General features: G+C 67.4%; 13 protein-coding genes. 4 read left to right on the forward strand and 9 right to left on the reverse strand.

What is annotated here, in order from left to right:
* Positions 1-31: 31 nt before the first annotated feature.
* Positions 32-3511, reverse strand: coding sequence for a hypothetical protein (locus AC3WLC_RS17390; RefSeq protein WP_493685152.1), 3480 nt, complete (start codon positions 3509-3511; stop codon positions 32-34).
* Positions 3512-3735: 224 nt separating this feature from the next.
* On the opposite strand from AC3WLC_RS17390, the gene AC3WLC_RS17395 reads away from it, so the two are divergent.
* Together AC3WLC_RS17395 and AC3WLC_RS17400 are read left to right on the forward strand one after the other, a co-directional pair.
* Positions 3736-4200: a peroxiredoxin gene (locus tag AC3WLC_RS17395; protein WP_493685153.1), complete on the forward strand. Its 465-nt coding sequence runs from the start codon at positions 3736-3738 to the stop codon at positions 4198-4200.
* Between the two features lie 148 nt (positions 4201-4348).
* Complete coding sequence (locus tag AC3WLC_RS17400; protein ID WP_493685154.1) at positions 4349-5626, forward strand: M23 family metallopeptidase; 1278 nt, start codon at positions 4349-4351, stop codon at positions 5624-5626.
* A gap of 89 nt (positions 5627-5715) precedes the next feature.
* Here the strand turns inward: AC3WLC_RS17400 and AC3WLC_RS17405 are convergent, their stop codons facing one another.
* The 5 genes from AC3WLC_RS17405 to AC3WLC_RS17425 all read right to left on the reverse strand — a co-directional run bounded on the left by AC3WLC_RS17405 (position 5716) and on the right by AC3WLC_RS17425 (position 12641).
* Positions 5716-6852 carry an SGNH/GDSL hydrolase family protein gene (locus AC3WLC_RS17405; RefSeq protein ID WP_493685155.1) on the reverse strand — a complete coding sequence of 379 codons (1137 nt, stop codon included), beginning with the start codon at positions 6850-6852 and terminating at the stop codon, positions 5716-5718.
* A 93-nt stretch (positions 6853-6945) separates the two neighbouring features.
* Positions 6946-8074 (reverse strand): peptide chain release factor 2 gene (prfB, locus tag AC3WLC_RS17410; protein WP_493685156.1). Its coding sequence is split into 2 segments (ribosomal slippage): positions 6946-8004 and positions 8006-8074, totalling 1128 coding nucleotides; the frame shifts between segments, so codons are not numbered across the junction.
* Positions 8075-8188: 114 nt separating this feature from the next.
* Positions 8189-8701, reverse strand: coding sequence for a DUF1697 domain-containing protein (locus tag AC3WLC_RS17415; protein WP_493685157.1), 513 nt, complete (start codon positions 8699-8701; stop codon positions 8189-8191).
* Positions 8702-8820: 119 nt separating this feature from the next.
* Positions 8821-11268, reverse strand: a complete 2448-nt coding sequence (locus AC3WLC_RS17420; RefSeq protein WP_493685158.1) for a penicillin-binding protein 1A — start codon at positions 11266-11268, stop codon at positions 8821-8823.
* 155 nt (positions 11269-11423) lie between these two features.
* The gene (locus tag AC3WLC_RS17425; protein WP_493685159.1) at positions 11424-12641 is read right to left on the reverse strand and encodes an N-acetylmuramoyl-L-alanine amidase; all 1218 of its coding nucleotides are present in this window, start codon (positions 12639-12641) and stop codon (positions 11424-11426) included.
* A 689-nt stretch (positions 12642-13330) separates the two neighbouring features.
* Between AC3WLC_RS17425 and AC3WLC_RS17430 the strand changes: the two genes are divergently transcribed.
* Both AC3WLC_RS17430 and AC3WLC_RS17435 read left to right on the forward strand, forming a co-directional pair.
* Positions 13331-16069, forward strand: a complete 2739-nt coding sequence (locus AC3WLC_RS17430) for an Rne/Rng family ribonuclease (protein WP_493685160.1) — start codon at positions 13331-13333, stop codon at positions 16067-16069.
* Between the two features lie 83 nt (positions 16070-16152).
* Positions 16153-16488 carry a hypothetical protein gene (locus tag AC3WLC_RS17435; RefSeq protein ID WP_493685161.1) on the forward strand — a complete coding sequence of 112 codons (336 nt, stop codon included), beginning with the start codon at positions 16153-16155 and terminating at the stop codon, positions 16486-16488.
* Between the two features lie 119 nt (positions 16489-16607).
* Here the strand turns inward: AC3WLC_RS17435 and AC3WLC_RS17440 are convergent, their stop codons facing one another.
* The 3 genes from AC3WLC_RS17440 to AC3WLC_RS17450 form a co-directional block, all read right to left on the reverse strand.
* Positions 16608-16898: a hypothetical protein gene (locus tag AC3WLC_RS17440; protein WP_493685162.1), complete on the reverse strand. Its 291-nt coding sequence runs from the start codon at positions 16896-16898 to the stop codon at positions 16608-16610.
* A gap of 8 nt (positions 16899-16906) precedes the next feature.
* Positions 16907-19147: a mechanosensitive ion channel family protein gene (locus tag AC3WLC_RS17445; protein ID WP_493685163.1), complete on the reverse strand. Its 2241-nt coding sequence runs from the start codon at positions 19145-19147 to the stop codon at positions 16907-16909.
* A gap of 89 nt (positions 19148-19236) precedes the next feature.
* Positions 19237-20427 (reverse strand): pyridoxal phosphate-dependent aminotransferase, encoded by a 1191-nt coding sequence (locus tag AC3WLC_RS17450; protein WP_493685164.1) that lies wholly within the window; start codon positions 20425-20427, stop codon positions 19237-19239.
* Positions 20428-20470 lie beyond the last annotated feature (43 nt).

Below are 20470 nucleotides of genomic sequence, written 5' to 3' on the forward strand. Positions count from 1 at the left end.
CTCGGTTCGTATTGCGAGCCAAGCGCCCTTTTTAGCGCTCCGCCGTCCCCGGCACCGGCATCTGCGCCCCGGGCCGTGTCTGCCCCATCGGCCCGCCGCCGAGCGGGTCGACGAAGCGACGCAGGATGCCGGGCGCGATCGCCGAAAGCGGATTCACCGTCATTGTCGGCTGGCTGGCCGAGCCCGAGACGCGGAAATTCACCGCGAACAGCCCGCCATATTGCCCGCCGCCAAGGATCATGCCGACCACCGGCACCTGGGCGAAGGCGTTGTTGAAGGCATAGCCCGGCACGAAGGTGCCGCCGATATCGACGCGATCGCGGCCATAGTCGACATTGCCCTGGATGGTGAAGCCGACCTGCTGGCCCCAGAGCACGGCATCGTTGATGTCGACCCGGCTGGCGCTGCGCACGAATTCGGCGCGCAGCTTGGTGAAGGCGACATCGCTCGCATCGATGCGCGGGGCCGGCGCACCGGTGCTGTCGAGCGCGCCCGGCGCCTGGGAGCCCGGCGGGCCGACCACACGGCGCAACGCCGGCTCGTCCCGCACCATGAAGTTGCGCAGGAGCAGTTCGCCCGGCTGGCGCCCCTCGCCAGCTCCCAGTTGCAGGACGAGGTCGCCGCCATAGGCGCGGCGATAGAGGTCGAGGAAGCGCAAGGTGGCGCCGCCATTCTCGGACTGCACCACGATCGGCGACGCGCCATCGCCTTGCTTGACCTGCTTGATCGAGAGGTCCGCCTTGCCGATACGGCCCTGATAGGCGATCGAGCGGAGGGCACCATTCCGGCGCGACAGCTTGAGCTGCGAATTGCCGAGCGCCTCGCTGTTGAAGCCGGTGAGGATCGGCACGTCGAGGTCGAGGTCGAAATCGGGGCCCGACGCGGTGTTCTGGCTGCCGCGAGCGCCGCTCCTTGCCGGCGGGGCCGGGGCATCGAACAGGTCGCGGATGAAGGGCCGGGCGTCGAGCACCGCACCGCGCACCGAGAGCTTGGTCAGGTTTCCGTCGCGGCCGATCTCGACCTTGGTCAGGTTGTCGCCGGGCGACAGGCGCAATTGCGAGAAGCTCGCGCTCTCGAACGTGTTCTGCTTGGTCAGCGAGATGCGTCCCTTGGCCAGCAGCGGCGCGCTCTCGATCGTCAGGTCCTCAAGATCCGGGCCGTCATCGTCGACGACATAGCTGAAGGCTGCCTTGCCTGCCCGGCCGGCCGGCTTGCTGACGCCGGGCACGCCCGTGTCGATCGCGGCCTTGGTCAGGTCGACCTCGACGCGCGGCGGTGCCTCCGGCGTCCGGCCGAGCGACTTCACGACCTTGACCTGCATCGGCCCGCTGATCCCGGTCTCGGGGCCGAAGCCGCGTCGCTTCAGCGCGGCATTGTCGAGATTGAGCGAGACGGTCGCCTCGCCCTGCCCCTTCGCATTCTGCCTGAGCTCGATCGGCGCCTTGTCGCCGCCGACCCTGCCCTCGCCTTTGATCGAGAGCTGGCCGCGATCATAGGTCAGCGCCAGATTGGCGCCTTCCAGCTTCTCGCCGCCGAGCAGATTGTCCGAGGCGATGTTCGTGAGCATGCCATTGCTGCGGATCACGACGTCGTTGAAGGTCAGATCGTTGACCAGCGGCAGGGAGAGCTGGTTGCTCAGGTCGATCGCGCCGCGCAGCGCGCCGGGCTCGATCTTGAGCGGCGAGAACTCGCGCAGGGACGGGAAATTGAGGAGCGCGACCAGCGCATCGGCCGACCCCGTCGACTTGAAGCCGATCCGGGCCTGCGGCCGATCTGCCCAGGTGTCGGACATGGCGAAGGTGCCTTCGCCGAGCTGGAGCTTGCGGCCCTCCCCGACCTCGGCCGTGGCCTGCGAGATGGCGAGGTCGACAGTGCGGCCGGTCGTCGAGCCGACGACGCGCGCATCGGTGAGGAGCGGCAGGCCGGGATTGGGCAGGAAGCTGACTTGCGAGGCTTTCAAGCGCACAGCGACGGCGTCGTCGTCCATGCCCTTGCCATCGAACAGCCGTGCATTGGCCTCCGGCGACATCGCCAGCTTGACGTCGATCTCCTCGACCCGCCCGTTTTTCACCATCTCGACCAAAGCCGCATGCAGGCCTGGCGAGGTCACCGCCGGCCAGACCGCGAGCGCCGCCCGCATGTCGGTATCGACCGCCCTGATCTGGAACTGATGCGAATTCTTGTCGTCGCGCCGGCGCGCCATGCCGGAGCCCTCGGCGTTGATCAGCGGCCCCTTGAAGGAGAGTTGCCCCATCCTGACTTCGCCGGCGCCAGGATCGACCTCGAGCTGCGTGTGTAGGCTCGAGAGGACGACAGCGGGATCCTTGCCGATGCCGGCGACCTGCCCGGAGCCGTCGAGCGCCAGCCGCCAGATGCCGTTCTCGTTGCGCCCCTCGCCGCTGCCGGCGAGCCTGGTCTCGCCGGCCTGGAGCTGGGCGGTCGCGATCTTGATCGTCTTGAGCCCGTCCTCGCTGGTGAAGTCGAGCTTGGCGCCTTGAATCTCGACCGGGTCGATCCCGGCATTGTGGACCTTGACCACGCCCGGTGCGACGGAGAGCCCCGCCGCGATCCTGCGCTCACCGCCGCCGGTCTGGGTCAGCGAGATCTTGCCGCTGAGCGCCAGGCCATCGAGTGCGACCATGGCGTTGCCGAAGGCCAGCGCCACCGCCTCGGCCGGCTCGAAGCGCTGGATGTCGACCGTGGCGCTACGCGTCCCATCCGGTGCGCTCGCCAGGTCGATCGCCAGCTCCTTCCAGCGTGGACCGATCCGTCCCTTCATCGAGAGCCGCGCCTGCCCGCCACCGAACCGTTCCAGCCTGACGTCGACATCCTCCAGGCCGGAGCGTTGCCGTCCGGCCGGATCGATCAGCGTCACGCGCGCTCCGCCGATGCCGGCGACTTCCAGAGAGCCGAGCAGCCCGTCGTTCGAGACCAGAGCGCCGATGGCGTTCATCGCGCCGGCAAAGGCGTCCCAGTCGACGGGATCGCCGGCGACAGGCGTCTTCGGCGCCTGCTCCGGCTGGGCGTCCTGCTCCAGCAGCAGCGAGCCGTCCTGCCTGACACCGAGCCGGATGTTCACGCCGCGCAGGTCGAGCGAGACCAGGCGGATGTCGCCGCGCAGCAGCGCCATCGGATCATAGCCCAGCACCGCCTCCGGCGCCCGGAACGAGGCTCCGCCGGCATGCCGGAACGAGACCTCGCGGACCCGCAGGCGCGAACGACCGTCGAGGCGGTCGAGCTGAGCGTGCTCGGCCGTGACCTTCCAGTTCGGCCCGAGCCGCTCCTCGATGGCAGTGGAGATCCGGCCCTCGAGCCCAGAGAGCGGGATGAAGCCGCTGACCAGCAAGGCGGCTGCAGCGAAACCCAGCATGACGACGGCGACGCAGACCGTGAGCGCGACGGTGACGATGCCGCGCCAGGCGCGCTTGGCCACGGCGACGACCTCCTGGCACTCCGCCTCGGCAGCCGTGGCAGGTGCGGGAACCGCGTCGATCTTGCTGGTCTCGGTCAAACGAAATCGCTTCTTGTCTTGCTGCTCGAATCATGCGGATCGATGCGGCAGCTCTGGCAGCCAGGCCGCCTCGCCATCCCTATGATGCGCCTGATCCGGTGAGCGGTACAGCAGCGGCACGCTAGCTGATTCGCTCCGGTCGGTTCTGGTCTGTGGTCTGAGCCGGCTTATCGCCTGCGGCTTCCCCGGCCCTTGCATGTGATCGAGACCAAAGGAAGGCGAAGATGGCGTTGAACGAAGGCATGGCGGCCCCCGACTTCACCTTGCCGACAGATGGCGGCGGCTCGCTCACGCTCTCCAGCCTGCGTGGGCGCAAGATCGTGCTCTATGCCTATCCGCAGGACGACACGACGAGTTGCACCAACGAGGCGCTGTCCTTCGACGCGCTGCGCGACGACTTCGCTGCGGCCGGCGCGACGGTGATCGGCATCTCGCCGGACTCGGTGAAGCGCCACGACAAGTTCAAGCAGAAATACGACCTGAAGCTGACGCTGGTCTCCGACGAGCAGCGCAAGGCGATCGAGGCCTACGGCCTCTGGGTCGAGAAGCAGATGTATGGCCGCCACTATATGGGGGTCGAGCGCAGCACCTTCCTGATCGACGAGACCGGCAAGATCGCGCGCGTCTGGGCCAAGGTCCGGGTCAAGGGCCATGCCGAGGCCGTGCTCGCGGCAGCACGCGATATCTGAGATAGCGGTTCGAAAGCTTGCAAAACCCGCGGCGATTTGCGATTGATTAACCCTAACGAGGTCTAATCACCCTATCGCAGCGTCACTGTCGGTATTGCGTATGACCTCCTCCGATTCCCGTGCTCAGACCGCCGGCCACGAGCTTGCCGTGACCGGCCTCCTCGCCCGCCGCAGCTTCACCATTCGCCGCTCGACCGCCCTGCTCGGCCTCAGCCTGCTGGCGCTGACCACCGCCTGGAGCGGCGCGACGAGCTGGTACATCCTACGCAAGGACGATCTCGCCGCGCGCTTGATCAGCCGCGAGACCTCCCGCCAGTATGCCTATGAGGATCGGATCGCCACCCTGCGCGCCGATGTCGACCGGCTCGCCAGCCGCGCGTTGCTCGACCAGGACGGCGTCGAGGCCCGCGTCGGCGAGATCGCCATGCGCCAGGCCGAGCTCGAATCGCGGCAATCCCTGGTCAGCGCGGTCGCCGAGAGCCTGCAATCGGCCGGAATCGGCGTGTCGCAGGCTGCCAAGAACCCGCTCCGCCAGCGCATGATCAAGCCCGAGGAGCCAATCCGCGCCTCCGGCGTCACCAGCTTCGCGCCCTTCGCCTCGGGCAAGCCGACGCCGGCGCCGGAAGCCCTGCCGCTGCGTGGGGCGGACGACCGCCCGGCGCCCTGGCAGTCGGGCGAGGCCGAGGAGCCGGTAGCCCCGGCCAAGCGCGTCGCCGAAACGCTCATCCAGCTCGACCAGTCGATCGAACGCAGCTCGGCGACGCAGCTTGCGGCCCTGCGCGAGATCGACAAGAATCTCGGCGATACCCAGAAGACCCTGCGCAGCGCCCTTGCCGAAACCCGCCTTGATACCGACAGGTTGGCCGTCGCGACCCCGCTTCCAAAAGGCGTTGGTGGCCCCCTGGTCCCGGTCAACCTCGATGCCTCTGCAGGGCCGTTCGAGGCGACCCTGAGCTCGCTGCAGCCGCGCATCGCCACCGTCTTCCGCCTGCGTGGCCTCGTCGAGCAGCTGCCGCTGCGCCGGCCGCTCGCCGGAGAACTCGAGCTGAGCTCCAATTACGGCTATCGCGCCGACCCCTTCACGCGCGGCGCCGCCCTGCACACCGGCATGGACCTGCGCGCCGAGCACGGCTCGCCGGTGCGCGCGACCGGCCCGGGCAAGGTCGTGACGGCCGAGTACTCCGGCGGCTACGGCAATATGGTCGAGATCGAGCATGCCAGCGGCATCACCACTCGCTATGCCCATATGTCGGCGATCCTGGTCAGCGAGGGACAGACGGTCACGGCCGGCACGCTGGTCGGCCGCGTCGGCTCCACCGGCCGCTCCACTGGGCCTCACCTTCACTACGAGACCCGTATCGACGGCGAGCCTGCCGATCCGAACCGCTTCCTGCGCGCCGGCGACAAGCTGGCGGGGCAGCTCTGAAGTCTCTCAGAGGCATAGGCAAAGCTTTCACAGCCTGCTGCAGCATTCCGCTACAGCAGGCTGTTTTGATTCGATAACTTGTCTCTTCGCTACTTCAGCGCCTCGGCGATCGCCGCGCCGGCCACCTGGTGGCCGTATTCGTTCCAATGCGCATCGGAACCGAACTCGAAGCGCTTGCCGGCCTTGGCCCATTCGGCCGCAAAGACGGGATGCAGGTCGAGGAAGGCGATGCCGTGTCTGGCCGCCATCTCCGCGGAAATCCTGTTGAGCTTCAACGCCGGGCTGTTGGCGCGGCCGGCATAGATCGCCTCGCGATCGCCATCCATGACGAGCTGGAGCTTCGCCCCGATCGAATCGGCGCGCGCCTTCAGGCGGCCGAAGAGATAGTCCGTCGCAACCCGAATGTCGGCCTCCAGCACCAACACGCTCGCGACATCGATATTGGCGGCATAGCCACCCTCACCCGCTGCCTTGGCCGGTCCGAGGATCGCATCGACCAGCGTCTGCGGCCTGACCTGCCAGCGATAGAGCAGGAAGCGAGCGGTCGCGCTCTGCCGGACGAATTCGACCCAGCCGGCCTGCCAGGGCTGCGGCGGCACTTCGCCGACCACCTTGCCGCCCTCGATCCTGAGCTTGAGGAAGCTCGAGGTGTAGCGTCCCGGCTTGAAGACGAAGCTTTCGTCGAAATCATTGTGGACCAGCATGACGACGATGCGATCGGGCCGTCGCTGCTCGACCTCGCGCTCGACCATCTGCAGGTACTGGCTGAGCGGGGCGCCGGCGACGCCGAAGCGCTGGACCTCGACCGGTCCCCTGGCCGCAAGCCTGGCCCCGACCGCCTCCGCGAAGGTCTTGTCGAACGGCACCTGCAGCGCCTCGACGAAGCTGTCGCCGACGAAGGCGATGCGGCTTACTCCCGGCTTGCGCTCCACCGGGTAGTCCGGCAGCGGCGAGTTCCAGCCCCGCGCATTGATCTGGAAGGGCGCCGCGATCTCGTCGCGCACACGCCAGACGCCGCTCTGCCCGGGCTGGTAGCGCACGACCTCGTTGACGAAGGCATTGCGCGGCACGTCGCTGGCCGGCAGCACGAAGCGGAACAGCACCAGCTCGCAGAACAGCAGGAAGACGACGACGCTGCCGAGCGAGACCGCGAGATTGATGAGAACCTCGCGGCCGCGGGAACGCTCAGAGCGGGATGCGAAAAAGTGGGAACCGGTTTTTCGCATAAATCCCGCTCTAAGCTTTTGATAAGAGACGGATTCAGCATTCAGATGGCAACGCTAGCATTGCCATCTGAATGCATCCGGCTCTGGCCGCGCTCAATCGATGTCCTCGACTTCGACGCTCGTGCCGTAGACACGCTGCGCCAGCGAGGCCTCCATGAACGGATCGAGATCGCCGTCCAGCACGTCGGACGGCGCCGTCGAGGCGACGCCGGTGCGCAGGTCCTTCACCAGTTGGTAGGGCTGCAGCACATAGGAGCGGATCTGGTGGCCCCAGCCGATATCGGTCTTCGAGGCCTGCTCGGCGTTGGCCTTCTCCTCGCGCTTCTTCAGCTCGACCTCATAGAGGCGGGCGCGCAGCATCTCCCAGGCCTTGGCCCGGTTCTTGTGCTGCGAACGCTCCTGCTGGCACGCGGCCACGATCCCGGTCGGGATATGGGTGATGCGCACCGCCGAATCGGTGGTGTTGATGTGCTGGCCGCCAGCGCCCTGGGCCCGGTAGGTGTCGATCCGGCAGTCGGATTCCTTGACGTCGATGACGATGCGGTCGTCGACGACCGGATAGACCCAGACCGACGCGAACGAGGTCTGGCGCCGAGCATTGGAATCAAACGGCGAGATGCGGACCAGCCGGTGCACGCCCGATTCGGTCTTCAGCCAGCCATAGGCGTTGTGGCCCTTGAACTGCAGCGTCGCCGACTTGATGCCAGCCTGGTCGCCGTCCTGGTATTCCAGCGTCTCGACCTTGAACTTCCGCCGCTCGCCCCAGCGCCGATACATGCGCAGCAGCATCTCGGCCCAGTCCTGGCTCTCCGTGCCGCCCGCGCCCGGATGGATCTCGACATAGGTGTCGAGCATGTCGGCTTCGCCGGAGAGCAGCGATTCGACCTGCAGGCGGCCGGCCTCGGCCTCGACCGCCTTGATCGCAGCCTCGCCCTCGGCGATCGTCGCCTCATCCTCTTCCATCTCGCCGAGCTCGATCAGCGTGAGCGCGTCCTCGACGTCACGTTCGAGCTTGGTGATGCCCTCGATCTGCGTCTCGAGCTGGGTGCGCTCGCGCATCAGCTTCTGCGCGGCTTCGGCGTCGTTCCAGAAATCGGGGCCTTCGGAAAGCGCGTTCAGCTCCGCTAGGCGTCGTTGTGCGACATCCCAGTCAAAGATGCCTCCTCAGCAGTCCGATCGACTGCTTGGCGTTATCGAGTTGCGTCTGGATTTCGGGTCGCATGGTACGGTCGGGGCTTCCTTATGGGATTCGGTCGGGCACGCCGAGCGAAGCTGTTCAGATAGGGGTGAAAGGACCGGGTGTAAACGGCGGCCATGGTCTCGCTGGCAGTCGCAGTCAGAGCGCTCCGGCCATCTCGGCGAGCTTGGCGACGGTATTCATGTTGCGCGCCGTGCCGGCATCGCCAGCCGGAATGCGCAGGCGCGAGTGAGCCATTCCATCGCCGTAGAAGACGTAGATCTCGCGCTGCCCCAGCCGCATCAATTCGTCCTGGACACCGCGCGCGTCATTCAATGCGTCGGCAGGAAGCGGACCATCGACGAACAGTGCGACCGTCCGATTGCCCGGCTTGTCCGAGAACGGATTGCGAGCCAGCACCCCAGCCATCTCATCCGCAGACCGGATCAGCACGCCGACGGGCTTTCCGGCATAGGCCTGCAGCCTGGCCTCGAGTCTCGCCTTGATATCCGCTTCGTCCGCGTCGCTGGAAAATACGACATTGCCGCTGGCGATATAGGTCCGGACCTTGAGCAGGCCTGCATCCTGGCACATCGCCGTCAGCTCGCTCATCGGGAGCTTTCCGGTCCCACCGACATTGACCGCGCGCAGCAGCGCTACATAGGCCTTCATTGGTCACAGCCCGCAGGGGACAAAGCATCTCGGCTGAAGCCGAGACCTAGCTGCAAAACCCAACCACAGGCGCGGGAGCCGCTTTCAGCGCCCGCGCTCCGCATTAGCAGAAACGATCTCTAGTAGAGACCGCCCGTGCCCGAGCCGACCGAGCGACCGCCCGCAGGAGCAACGCTCATCGCCCCGCCGGTACCGTCGGAAGCGCCGATCACCGAATAGCTGTCCGGCGGCGCCGTGCCCGGCTTGAAGGCTTCGAGGATGCCGCCCTCACCGCCGGCGCGCATGCCGGTGCGGGGATCGACGCGGATCAGCTTGATGCCCGGCGGCACGCGGAACGGCGTCGCCGGCTTGTCCTTCAGCGCGACGGTCATGAAGTCGCGGAAGATCGGCGCGGCGTACTGGCCGGCGGTCGCCGAGTTGCCAAGCGACTTCGGCTTGTCGAAGCCCATGTAGACGCCGACGGCGAGGTCCGGCGAGAAGCCGACGAACCAGACATCCTTGGCGTCGTTGGTCGTGCCGGTCTTGCCGGCAAGCGGCTTGCCGACCGACTTGACCACCGTCGCGGTGCCAGCGTTGACGACGCCTTCGAGCATCGAGACCATCTGGTAGGCGGTCAGCGGATCGAGCACCTGCTCGCGATTGTCGATCAGGCGCGGCTCACGCTGGTTGGCCCATTTATCCGCCTCGCAGCCTTCGCAGGTGCGCTGGTCGTGCTTGTAGATCGTCGCGCCCCAGCGGTCCTGGATGCGGTCGATCAAGGTCGGCCGGATACGCTTGCCGCCATTGGCGAGCATCGAGTAGGCCGCGGTCATGCGCATGACCGTGGTTTCGCCGGCGCCGAGCGACATCGAGAGCACCGGAAGCATGTCGTCATAGATGCCGAAGCGGCGGGCATATTCCGCGATCAGCGGCATGCCGACATCCTTGGCGAGGCGCACCGTCATCAGGTTCTTCGAGAACTGGATGCCGTAGCGCAGCGTGCGCGGGCCGGTGAACTTGCCGTCGTAGTTGCTCGGCGTCCACATGCCGAGGCCGCCGCCCTGGTCGACCTCGATCGGCGCGTCGAGCACGATGCTGGACGGGGTGTAACCGTTGTCGAGCGCAGTCGCGTAGACGAAGGGCTTGAAGGACGAGCCCGGCTGGCGCAGCGCCTGCGTCGCCCGGTTGAACTCCGACTGGTCATGCGAGAAGCCGCCGACCATGGCGAGCACGCGGCCCGAGAACGGGTCCATCACGGTGATCGCACCGTTGACCTCGGGCATCTGGCGCAGACGGACCTGTCCAGGCTTGCCGTCGATCGGCTCGACATAGACGACGTCGCCCGCCGAAACCGCCTGCGAGACACGGGTGCGCCGCGTCCAGCGGATGCCGTCTGGGCCGAGCGTCACCGTCTCGCGCTCCGGCCTGAGCTGTCCGGAGGCCTCGCGGATCGGCTGCAGGCCGAGGCGGGCGCTGTCACCGGCCACGTCGAGCACGACGGCGAGGCGCCAGGGCTTGACGTCGCCGAGCACCGGCAATTCGGCGATGGCGAGGCCCCATTCGCGGCTCGCCGCGTCGATCTTCTGGATCGCGCCGCGCCAGCCGCGGGCCTCGTCGAAGCGCACGAGGCCGTCGACCAGCGCCTTGCGCGCCATCAATTGCATCTTTGGATCGACGGTGGCGCGGACGGAGAGGCCGCCTTCGAGCAGCTTCTTCTCGCCATAGCGGTCCTGCAGCTCGCGCCGGATCTCCTCGGCGAAGTAGCCGGCGGCGATCTGGTTCGGCGAGACCGTGCGCGGATTGACGCCGAGCGGCTGCTTCTTGGCCGTGTCGGCATCGGCGCGCTTGAGGAAGCCGTTCTCGGCCATGCGGTCGAGCACGTAGTTGCGGCGCTCTATCGCGCGCTCGCGGTTGCGGAACGGGTGCAGGTCGGTCGGCGCCTTCGGCAGGGCGGCGAGATAGGCCGCCTCCTGCGCGTTGAGCTCATGCACCGACTTGCCGAAATAGTTCAGCGCAGCCGCGGCGACGCCGTAGCTACCCTGCCCCGGCGCCGGCGCGCCGAGATAGATCTCGTTGAGATAGAGCTCGAGGATCTTGTCCTTCGAATAGGTCGACTCGATGCGCAGCGCGATCAGCGCCTCGCGGATCTTGCGCTCGATGCTCTGCTCGGAGCCGACCAGGAAGTTCTTCGCCACCTGCTGGGTGATGGTCGAGGCGCCCTGCGGCCGGCGGCCGGAGCCGCGATTGCGGAAGTTCGAGATCGCGGCGCGGGCCAAGCCTTCCGGATCGACGCCGAAATGCTTGTAGAAGTTCTTGTCCTCGGCCGAGAGGAAGGCGTCGATGATCAGCTTCGGCACCGCCTGGATCGGCAGGTAGAGCCGCCGCTCACGCGCGAACTCGGCGATCAGGCTGCCGTCGCCGGCATGGACGCGGCTCATCACCGGCGGCTCGTAATTCCGCAGCTGCGCCGAATCGGGCAGGTCCTTGGAGTAGTGCCAGATCACGCCGGCCGCGCCTGCGACGCCGATCACGAACAGGATCGTGCCGGCGGCGAACGCCCATCCGAAAAGGCGCAGTATGAACCGCATCGAGAACTTTGACCTCGGCTAGCGGCAGCGTCGTCGCCCTCCCCCTACGGCGTCGCGACCTGCCCGGCTGATCTTCAACTCGTCTCTATATCACGGCAGAGATGGCGGAACCGTGGCTTTGCGACCACAAATCGCCATGTTCGGCCGTCGTCCCGTCAGGGCCTGCTTTGCGCAGCCTTGCCCGGGCTCTGCAGGCGCTCGAAATACTGGTCGACCGCTTGCTGGACGGCCGCGGAAGCTTGCGTGCGCCAGCCCTCGGAATTCAGCAATTCGGCGTCCTTCGGGCTCGACATGTAGCCGAGCTCGATCAGAACCGACGGCACGTCGGGAGCGGTCAATACGCGAAAACCCGCCGAACGCAACGGCACCTTGTGCATCCTGACCGAACCGCCGAGCCGCTCGACCAGATTTCGCGCGAAGATCGTCGAGAAGCTGCGGGTCTCGCGCTTGGCGAGATCCATCAGGATACCGGCGACATCCTGCACGTCCTCGCTCGAATCGAGGCCGGCGACGGCGTCGGCCTGGTTTTCCTTGGCCGCCAGCCGCGCCGCCTCGGCATCACTGGCGCGCTCAGAGCCGGTATAGATCGTGGCGCCGCGCACATCCTGGGCCTGCGCCAGCGAATCGGCGTGGATCGAGATGAAGAGATTGGCCTCGACGCCGCGCGCGATGCGGACGCGGTCGTTCAGCGAGATGAAGGTATCGTCCGAGCGGGTCATGATCACCCGGTAGCGCCCCTGCGCCTCGAGCTGCTCCTTCAGCTTCAGCCCGAAGGCGAGCACCACCGCCTTCTCGGCGATCGCCGCGACCTGGGTGCCGGGGTCGATGCCGCCATGACCGGGATCGATCACCACGATGCGGCGCGAATCGCCCTCGGCCTTGCGCTCGACCGGGATGCTCGGCAGCTGCGTCTTCGCCGCGGTCTCGCGGGCGAGCGCGGCGAACTCCTCGCGGCTGACCCGCTTCAGCTCGACGACGAGCTCGCCGAAGCCGCCGCGCACCGGCTTGACCGTGACGCTCGCCACCGCGGCCGGCTGGGCGAGATCGAGGATGATGCGGGCCCGGTCCGCCATGAACAGGCCGTAGCGGAAGCCGGAGACGAAGCCCGCGGACTTGCGCCCCTGCTTCGCATCGACCTGGAAGTTGACCGAGGGCAGCTCGACGATGACGCGGTCGGGCCCCGCCATGACCGTGGCGTTGGCGCTCACCGGCCGGGACAGCGCCATGGTCAGCCGGACGTTCTCGCCCTGGACCTCCAGCCGCGCATCGGTGGCGACCGGAAGATCGCCGGAGGGCCGCGCCGGCGAATTCGCAACTGCGAGCGCGAGCGACGACAGGATGAATGCCGCACATGCGAAAAGCCGCAAGGCCATCATGGCGATGCGGTGCGGGACGCCCTTTGCGGAGAGGCGAAGCCGGTGAAGCAGGAGGAAACTCCTCGATTCGCTGGTCCGACGCTTAACAAGACTTAACCATAGCGTCGCCAATCGTTGACAACTCGTTACCACGCCCGGCCAGCGCCCGGAACCCGAGCCTTGCCGATCACCCACCGTTAACGCGCTTGCAAAAATGCATCGCCTGTCTGTAATGGAGACGGTTGCATCGCGAAGGCTACCGCAGCGCGCAAACCGGGTCCCTGGCCCGCTGACGCCCTGCGAACTGGCCGAACGACCGGATCATTCCGATCCGTGCCGGCGCGAAGGCAGCCAGCAACGGAATCGTCCGCGGACGGGCTTGCGCCAGGCAGCAATCGGCGCCGGTCTTCTTGTCCGCGAGCGTGTCAACGCGGTGCGCCCCGTTCGAGGCGCGCTGCAGGTCAAAGGTAAGATGTCGGAGCAAACGACGCCGTTCTCCCTTTCGGTGTTTCGTCGAAACCTCTCAGGTGGCGACGGGCTGTCCGCCCGCTCTGCCGCTCGCTTCCGTCGTCCGTCCCTGACCGAACTTTTCTCCCTGCAACAGGCCGGCTTCAGCCGGCACATGCGCGGCGCCCCTGCCCGCGGCCGTGGACTTGCGTCCGCAGCCCGGCGGATTGCCAAGGCCGTCGCGCCAATGGAATTGTCCCATGGCCAACAAGATGCTCATCGACGCCACCCACCCGGAAGAGACCCGGGTCGTGGTGTCCCGCGGTTCGCGTATCGAAGAGTTTGATTTCGAATCAGCCAGCCGCAAGCCGCTCCGCGGCAATATCTATCTGGCGAAGGTGACGCGGGTGGAGCCTTCGCTCCAGGCCGCGTTCGTGGAGTATGGCGGCAACCGCCACGGCTTCCTCGCCTTCTCCGAAATCCACCCCGACTACTACCAGATCCCGGTGGCCGACCGGCAGGCCCTGCTCGCCGAGGAAGCGCGCGCCGAGCGCGAGGAAGAGCGTGACGAGGAGAAGCGCGAGCGCCGTGGCCGCCGCGGCCGCCGCGATCGCGACAACCGGCCCAAGCGCACCGCCGAAAGCGGCGAGACCGTCAGCGCCGAGGTCGAGGCCTCCGGCGAGCGCGTCGAGACCGACGGCAAGGAAGCCGCGATGGTCAACGAGGGCGGCCCCGCCTTCGGCGAATTCTTCGCGCCCGAGATCGCCGAATCCAGCACGGAGAACGCGGCCGAGAACGCCGCCCCGCTGACTTTCGAGACGACGGAAGCGCCCGCGGCCGACGAGAACGCCGAGGCCTCCGAGGCCCGGCGCCCCGCGCAGGACGACGATGCCGGCGACGATGGCGAGGAGAATGGCAGCGAGGAGGCCCAGGAAGAGCCCGAGCAGCTCGGCGGCGGCGATGCCCTCGACGACATGCCCGAGCGGCCGCGCAACATCCGCCGCCAGTACAAGATCCAGGAGGTGATCAAGCGCCGCCAGATCATCCTGGTCCAGGTCGTCAAGGAAGAGCGCGGCAACAAGGGCGCGGCCCTCACCACCTATCTCTCGCTCGCCGGCCGCTATTCGGTGCTGATGCCGAACACCGGCAAGGGCGGCGGCATCTCGCGCAAGATCACCAATGCCGAGGACCGCAAGCGCCTGAAGGAGATCGCCCAGGAACTGGAGGTGCCGGAGGGGATGGGCATCATCCTGCGCACCGCCGGCGCCTCCCGCACCAAGCCGGAAATCAGGCGCGACTACGAATACCTGATGCGGATGTGGGAGAGCGTGCGCGAATTGACGCTCGGCTCGGTCGCTCCGGCGCTGGTCTATGAGGAGGGCAACCTCGTCAAGCGCTCGATCCGCGACCTCTACAACAAGGACATCGACGAGGTTCACGTCGCCGGCGAGAGCGCCTATCGCGAGGCCAAGGACTTCATGCGCATGCTCATGCCGAGCCATGCCAAGAGCGTGAAGCCCTATCGCGAGCAGACCCCGCTCTTCGCCGCCTTCGGCGTCGAGAGCCAGCTCGATGCGATGTTCTCGAACACGGTGACGCTGAAGTCGGGCGGCTACATCGTCATCAACCAGACCGAGGCGCTGGTCGCGATCGACATCAACTCCGGGCGCTCGACCCGCGAGCACAACATCGAGGACACCGCTCTCAAGACCAATCTCGAAGCGGCCGAGGAAATCTCGCGCCAGCTGCGCCTGCGCGACCTTGCCGGCCTCATCGTGATCGATTTCATCGACATGGAGGAGAACCGCAACAACCGCGCGGTCGAGAAGAAGCTGAAGGAGTGCCTGAAGAACGACCGGGCCCGCATCCAGGTCGGCCGCATCTCGGCCTTCGGCCTGCTGGAGATGTCGCGCCAGCGCATCCGCACCGGCGTGCTCGAGAGCTCCTCGGTGCCGTGCCCGCATTGCGCCGGCGCCGGCCTCGTCCGCTCGACGCCCTCGATCGCGCTGCAGATCCTGCGCGCCCTCGAAGAGGCGCTGATCAAGAGCGCCTCGCATAATCTCGAGGTCGGCACCCGGCCGGAGGTCGCGCTCTACGTGCTCAACCAGAAGCGCGCCCATCTGCGCGACCTGGAAGAGCGCTTCAACATCGCGATCACCATCTCGGCTGATGCGGCCCTGCTCGGCTCCCGCTATTTCGAGGTCGAGCGCGGCGAGTTCGTCGGCAACGAGAACCGCGTCGTGCCGGTGTCGAGCCTGCGCGCCGAAGCGATCATCGACGAGCCCGAGGATGAGGACATCGTCGAGGTCGAAGTCGAGGCAGAGGTCGAAAGCGAGAGCGACGGCGAGAACGAGGCGACGCAGCACGGCTCTGCCGAGGGCGAGGGCCAGGACGGCCGCGACGGCCGTCGTCGCCGCCGTCGGCGCCGTCGTCGGCGGGGCGGAGAGCGTGATGGTCAGCCGCATGTCGAAGGCGCGGCCGATGGGGCCGGAGACCAGGACGAAGGTGAGGACGACGACGACGCGACCGTCGGCGAGTCCGACGATGCGGCGCCGGTCGCAGCAGCGCCCGTCGAGGAGCCGGCCGCGCCGGTGAGCGAAGCCCCCGCCCCCGAACCGGAGGCCGATGCCAAGCCGAAGCGCGCCCGTCGCAGCCGCAGCAAGAAGGTCGAGGCGGAAGCCGAGACCGAGACGGCCGAGGCCGCCAAGGTTGCCGATGTCGCCGCAGAAGTCGTCGCCGAGCCGGCCGAGAAGCCCAAGCGCAGCCGCTCGCGCAAGAAGGTCGTGCCGATCACCGAGGACGGTGTCGCCGCGGCCCCGGCCGAACCGGCGCCTGCTCCCGAGCCGGTAGCGGCTGCTCCGGAACCGGAGCCCGTCGCCGAGGAGCCTCCCCCCGCACCGCGCGTGGTCGAGGAGCCGGTCGCGGTCGTGCTGACGCCGCCCGATCCGGACCGGCCGAAGCGCGGCGGCTGGTGGAACAAGCTGGCCGGACGCAAGTAAACATCGGGCCGTCGCGAGCGATCGCGGCGGCCTTTTCCTTAGGCGGAGAGGATATGCGGCCACCGCGAAGTCCCGAGCGAGTCGTGATCGCCGCCCTCGCCTGTGCCGGCCTGATCGGCTTGGCCGTCCTCGCACAGCAGGCGATCGGCTGGCTCGGTGTCGGCCTACTCGGCCTGTTCACCCTCTTCGTCGCCGTGCGCTACGAGCTCGAGGGCAACCTGCCGGTCGGCCCGCAGATGACGCCCGACCTCTATGCCAGCCAGTTCGGCAAGCACGGCCGCGAGCATGACGCCGAGCACGCCGATCGGCGCCATGAATGGAAGGGCCAGCTCTCGGCTGCCCGCCTCGCCGCCGGCATGGGTGCCCTTCTGACCCTGCTCGGCTTCGGCTTCTTCCTCATGCTGGAATTCGTGCAGTAACCGGCGCGCTATAGCAACGGACCGAAAAGTGGAATCCACTTTTCGGAAAAATCCGATGCGATAACAATGTGATAGATCATCGTGATCGCATCCGTTTGGATGCGCGATGATCTAACGCCCTATCGCAGCGAATCCCGCCCGCAGCGATGCCAGTTCATCTGCGCGCCGACCTGGCCGCGCCGCCCATAGCAATAGCCAGCCTGTTGCAATCCCGTGACGACGCGGCCCCGCTCGGCGCAAGCCTTCTGCGTGCGGGGATCGTCGCCAGACCCGCCGCGACAGGCGCTGTTGAGCGCGCGATAGCTGGCGATCAGCTCATCCGCCGACTGCGCTTGCGCCATCGTGGCGCTTGCGATCATGCCGGCTGCCAAGGCCAGCGCCGCATAGCCCGATCGCACCAGGCTGCCCATGCTTCGCCTCACTCCGCTGCCGGCACGAGCGGCGTCGGCGGCGGCACGGCCGCGATCGCCGCGGCGCCGCTCTTGCCGCTCCCTTCCTTGACGGTGACCGCATTGGAGGCGAACGGAACCCCTGCCTCGTTCAGTCCGCGATAGACCCGCTTCAGCGCCTCTCGCTGCAGCATCGAGGCCTGGTTCGGCTTGCCGGTGAATTTCAACCGGATCACGACCGCCGAATCGGTGATGTCGGCCACGCCCTGCATCTTGAGCTGGGTAATGAAATGCGGCCCGTATTCGGGATCCTCCAGCAACGCCAGCCCGATCTTCTTGATCGTCTTGCGTGCCTTCTCGATGTCGGCGGAATGGTCGAGGCGGACGTTGAATTTCACCGTCGCCCAGTCGCGGCTGGCATTGGTCAGCGACTGCACCTGCCCGAACGGCACGGTATGGATCTGGCCGCTCTGATGGCGCAGCTGCATCGAGCGCAGCGATATCTTCTCGACCGTACCCTTGAGCCGGCCGGTATCGACATATTCGCCGACGCGGAAAGCGTCCTCCAGCATGAAGAAGAAGCCGGAGACGATGTCGCGCACCAGAGCCTGCGAGCCGAAGGAAACGGCGAGGCCGAGGATGCTGAAGGCCGCCAGTAGCGGGCCGATGTCAACGCCGAGGCGCGACAGCAGGACGAGCCCGGTCAGGCCGAACACGGCGGTGAGCACCACGCCGCGCAGGATCGGCATCACGGTCGCCAGCCGTGACGGCACATGGTCGTGCGGAATGGCATCCTCGTCGGCCGGGCCAGCTGTGGCCGGGTGCGGCGCATAGGCGTCGAAGAAACTGCGCAGGAAAACGATCGCGACCCAACCCGCAAAGGCGAGCACGGCGACGCCGCCCGCCTGGCGCATCAGCACGGCGAACTGATCGGAGCTGACACCAAAGAGGAATCCAGCCCAGAGCCGCGCCAACAGATAGAAGCCGCCTGCCCAGATCGCTCCGCCGGCGGCAGCCTGCAGCGCATGTCCGACCGCGAGCGAAAGCGGCGCAACCTCGCCCATCGCCGCCGCATGCGCCTGGCGGCAGGCCATCAGGCTGGTGATTCCGACCGCGAGGATCGGCGCCAGTACGATGATGAACTGCGTCAGCGCGGCGGCTTCTGCCCAGCGCCCGCCACCTTCCATCATCATCGCCGCATTGCCGACCATCCAGATCACGACCGCAAGCACGGCATAAAGCCAGCCGGCGGTGTGAGCGACCACGCGCCGGAGCGGTCCTGGCTCATGTGCGGAATGGAGAATGAGCGCGGCAAGATCGTGCCGCGCATCGATGAACCACCACGTCTTGAACAGGGTCGAGGCGATTCCGACCAGCGCGAACATTCCGGTAACCGGCCCTGGCCCGGTGGCATGCTGGGCCGAAACGGTCACTGTCAGCACGATCGGCATGACGATGCCGTAGATGGCCAGGAACGTGAAGGCCCGCTCGGCCCGCGGCAGCGGCATGATCCGGCGCTCCGGCGCGCCGGGGGCGAGCAGGAAACGTCCGAGGATCAGGTGGCCCGCGCCGATTGCGATGCCGTTGGCGATGGTGCGCAGGGTCAAATGGGCAAGGTCAGGCTGCGGGAGCCAGACGATGCGGACCGCATGCAGCACGCCGAGGCAGATCCCGAGCGTCACCAGGTCCTGCAGCAGCCCCCAAGACGAGGCGATCAGCCGCGGCGAGAACTCTGGCCCCTCTGGCTGTAGCCGACGCGCGAACCAGGGCGCCGTCACGCGGCGGTACAGCCCGGCCAAGACGAGCGCTAGCGCCAGGCCCGCGATGAGCCGCCAGCTGGCGGACACGCCGCTGGCACCATTGCGGTTCTGCGCCCAGGCTTGGCTCCAGGCGTCCGGGAGCTGGCTCAGGCGCGGCACAGCGCCGAGCCCCATCGACGCCCCGTCGACGAAATGATCCCAGAACACCTCGACCGGCGTCTCGTCCTCGGCCTGGGGCTGGGCCTTGCCAGAAGGCGTGGCGGCACCGGTAGAAGCCGGCGCAGATGCGGCGGACGGCGTTGCAGCGGCCTTGGGTTCATCCTTGCCGGCGATCCTGATCTCGACCTGGCGCCCACCGGCCGACAGGGCATCGACGAGCTTGCGCACCGTCTCGGGCGTCTCGTCGCCGCGCAGGGTCAGGACCGGCGAGGTCTCGGCCTTGGCGTGTTGCGCCGCAGCCGGCCCCGCGGCCAGGCCGACCAGCAACAACGCCGCCGCGCACAACGTCATGGCTCTCAGCCGGTTCCGCATTGCGACCATGTCCAGTCCCCGAGCCGGATCAGATTGAGTCCAGCGCTGCGCCTTGGCAAGTATCCGTCTCAGCGCGTCTTCAGCCAGCGTCCGAGGCGCGCCACCGCCTCCTCGCATTCGGCCAGCGAACCGGCGAAGGAGAGCCTGACGGTCCGCGCGCCGCGGCCTTCGTCGAAATCGAGCCCAGGCGTGATCGCGACGCCGGCATTCTCCAGAGCATCCCGGCAGAAGCTCATGGAATCGTTCGAATATCGGCCGATGTCGAGATAGATGTAGAAGGCGCCGTCGACCGGCAGGAAATCGCCGAGCCCGATCTCCGGCAACGCCTTCAGCAGATAAGCCCGGTTTTCCGCATAGCCGGCCTTGATCGCCTCGCATTCCTCGCTCGCATCGAAAGCGGCCTCGCCCGCGACCTGGCTCAGCATCGGCACCGAGATCGAGAAATTCTGCTGCAGCCGCTCGATCACCCGCACCAGCCGCTCCGGCACCACCAGCCAGCCGACGCGCCAGCCGGTCATGCAATAGTACTTGGAGAAGGAGTTGACGATGATCGCGTCGGGGTCGGCGGCGAGCGCCGTCGTCGCCGGCCGCTCATAGGTCAGGCCGTGATAGATCTCGTCGGAGATGTACCAGAGTCCGAGGCGCCGGCATTCAGCCGCGACCGCGGCGATCGCCTCCGGCGTCATCACCACGCCGGTCGGATTGGCCGGGCTCATCGTCAGCACGCCGGCGAGCGCCTTCTCGGCATGCGCCTTGGCGATCAGCTCGGGGGTCAGCGCATAGCGCGTCTCGGGCCCGACCGGGATCGCGACCGGCTCGAGCCCAAGCGCAGTCAGGATATTGCGATAGGCCGGATAGCCCGGCGCCGTGATCGCGATGCGTGCGCCCGGCTCGAAGCAGGCGAGGAAGCTGAGGATGAAACCGCCGGAGGAACCGGTCGTCACGACGATCCGCTCGGCCGGCACCTCGACACCGTAGGTGTCGCGATAATGGCGCGCGATCCTCGCCCTGAGCGAACCGATGCCAAGCGCCTGGGTGTAGCCGATGCGGCCATCCTCCAGCGCCTTCGCCGCAGCGGCCCGGATGCTCGCCGGCGTCGCCGCCGAAGGCTGGCCTACCTCCATGTGCACGACCGAGCCGCCGCGCCGCTCGATCGCCTCGGCGGCATTCATCACATCCATCACGATGAAGGGTGAGACGCCCTGCGCCCGCTGGGCGGGCTTCGGCGCCGGCGGCAGGCCGGTAGCGGCGATGGTCATGGCGTCCTCGATAGCATTCACGTTGCCCGAGCCATGCCCCGCC

The organism is Allobosea sp. GW821-FHT03A12 (genome assembly GCF_058986765.1).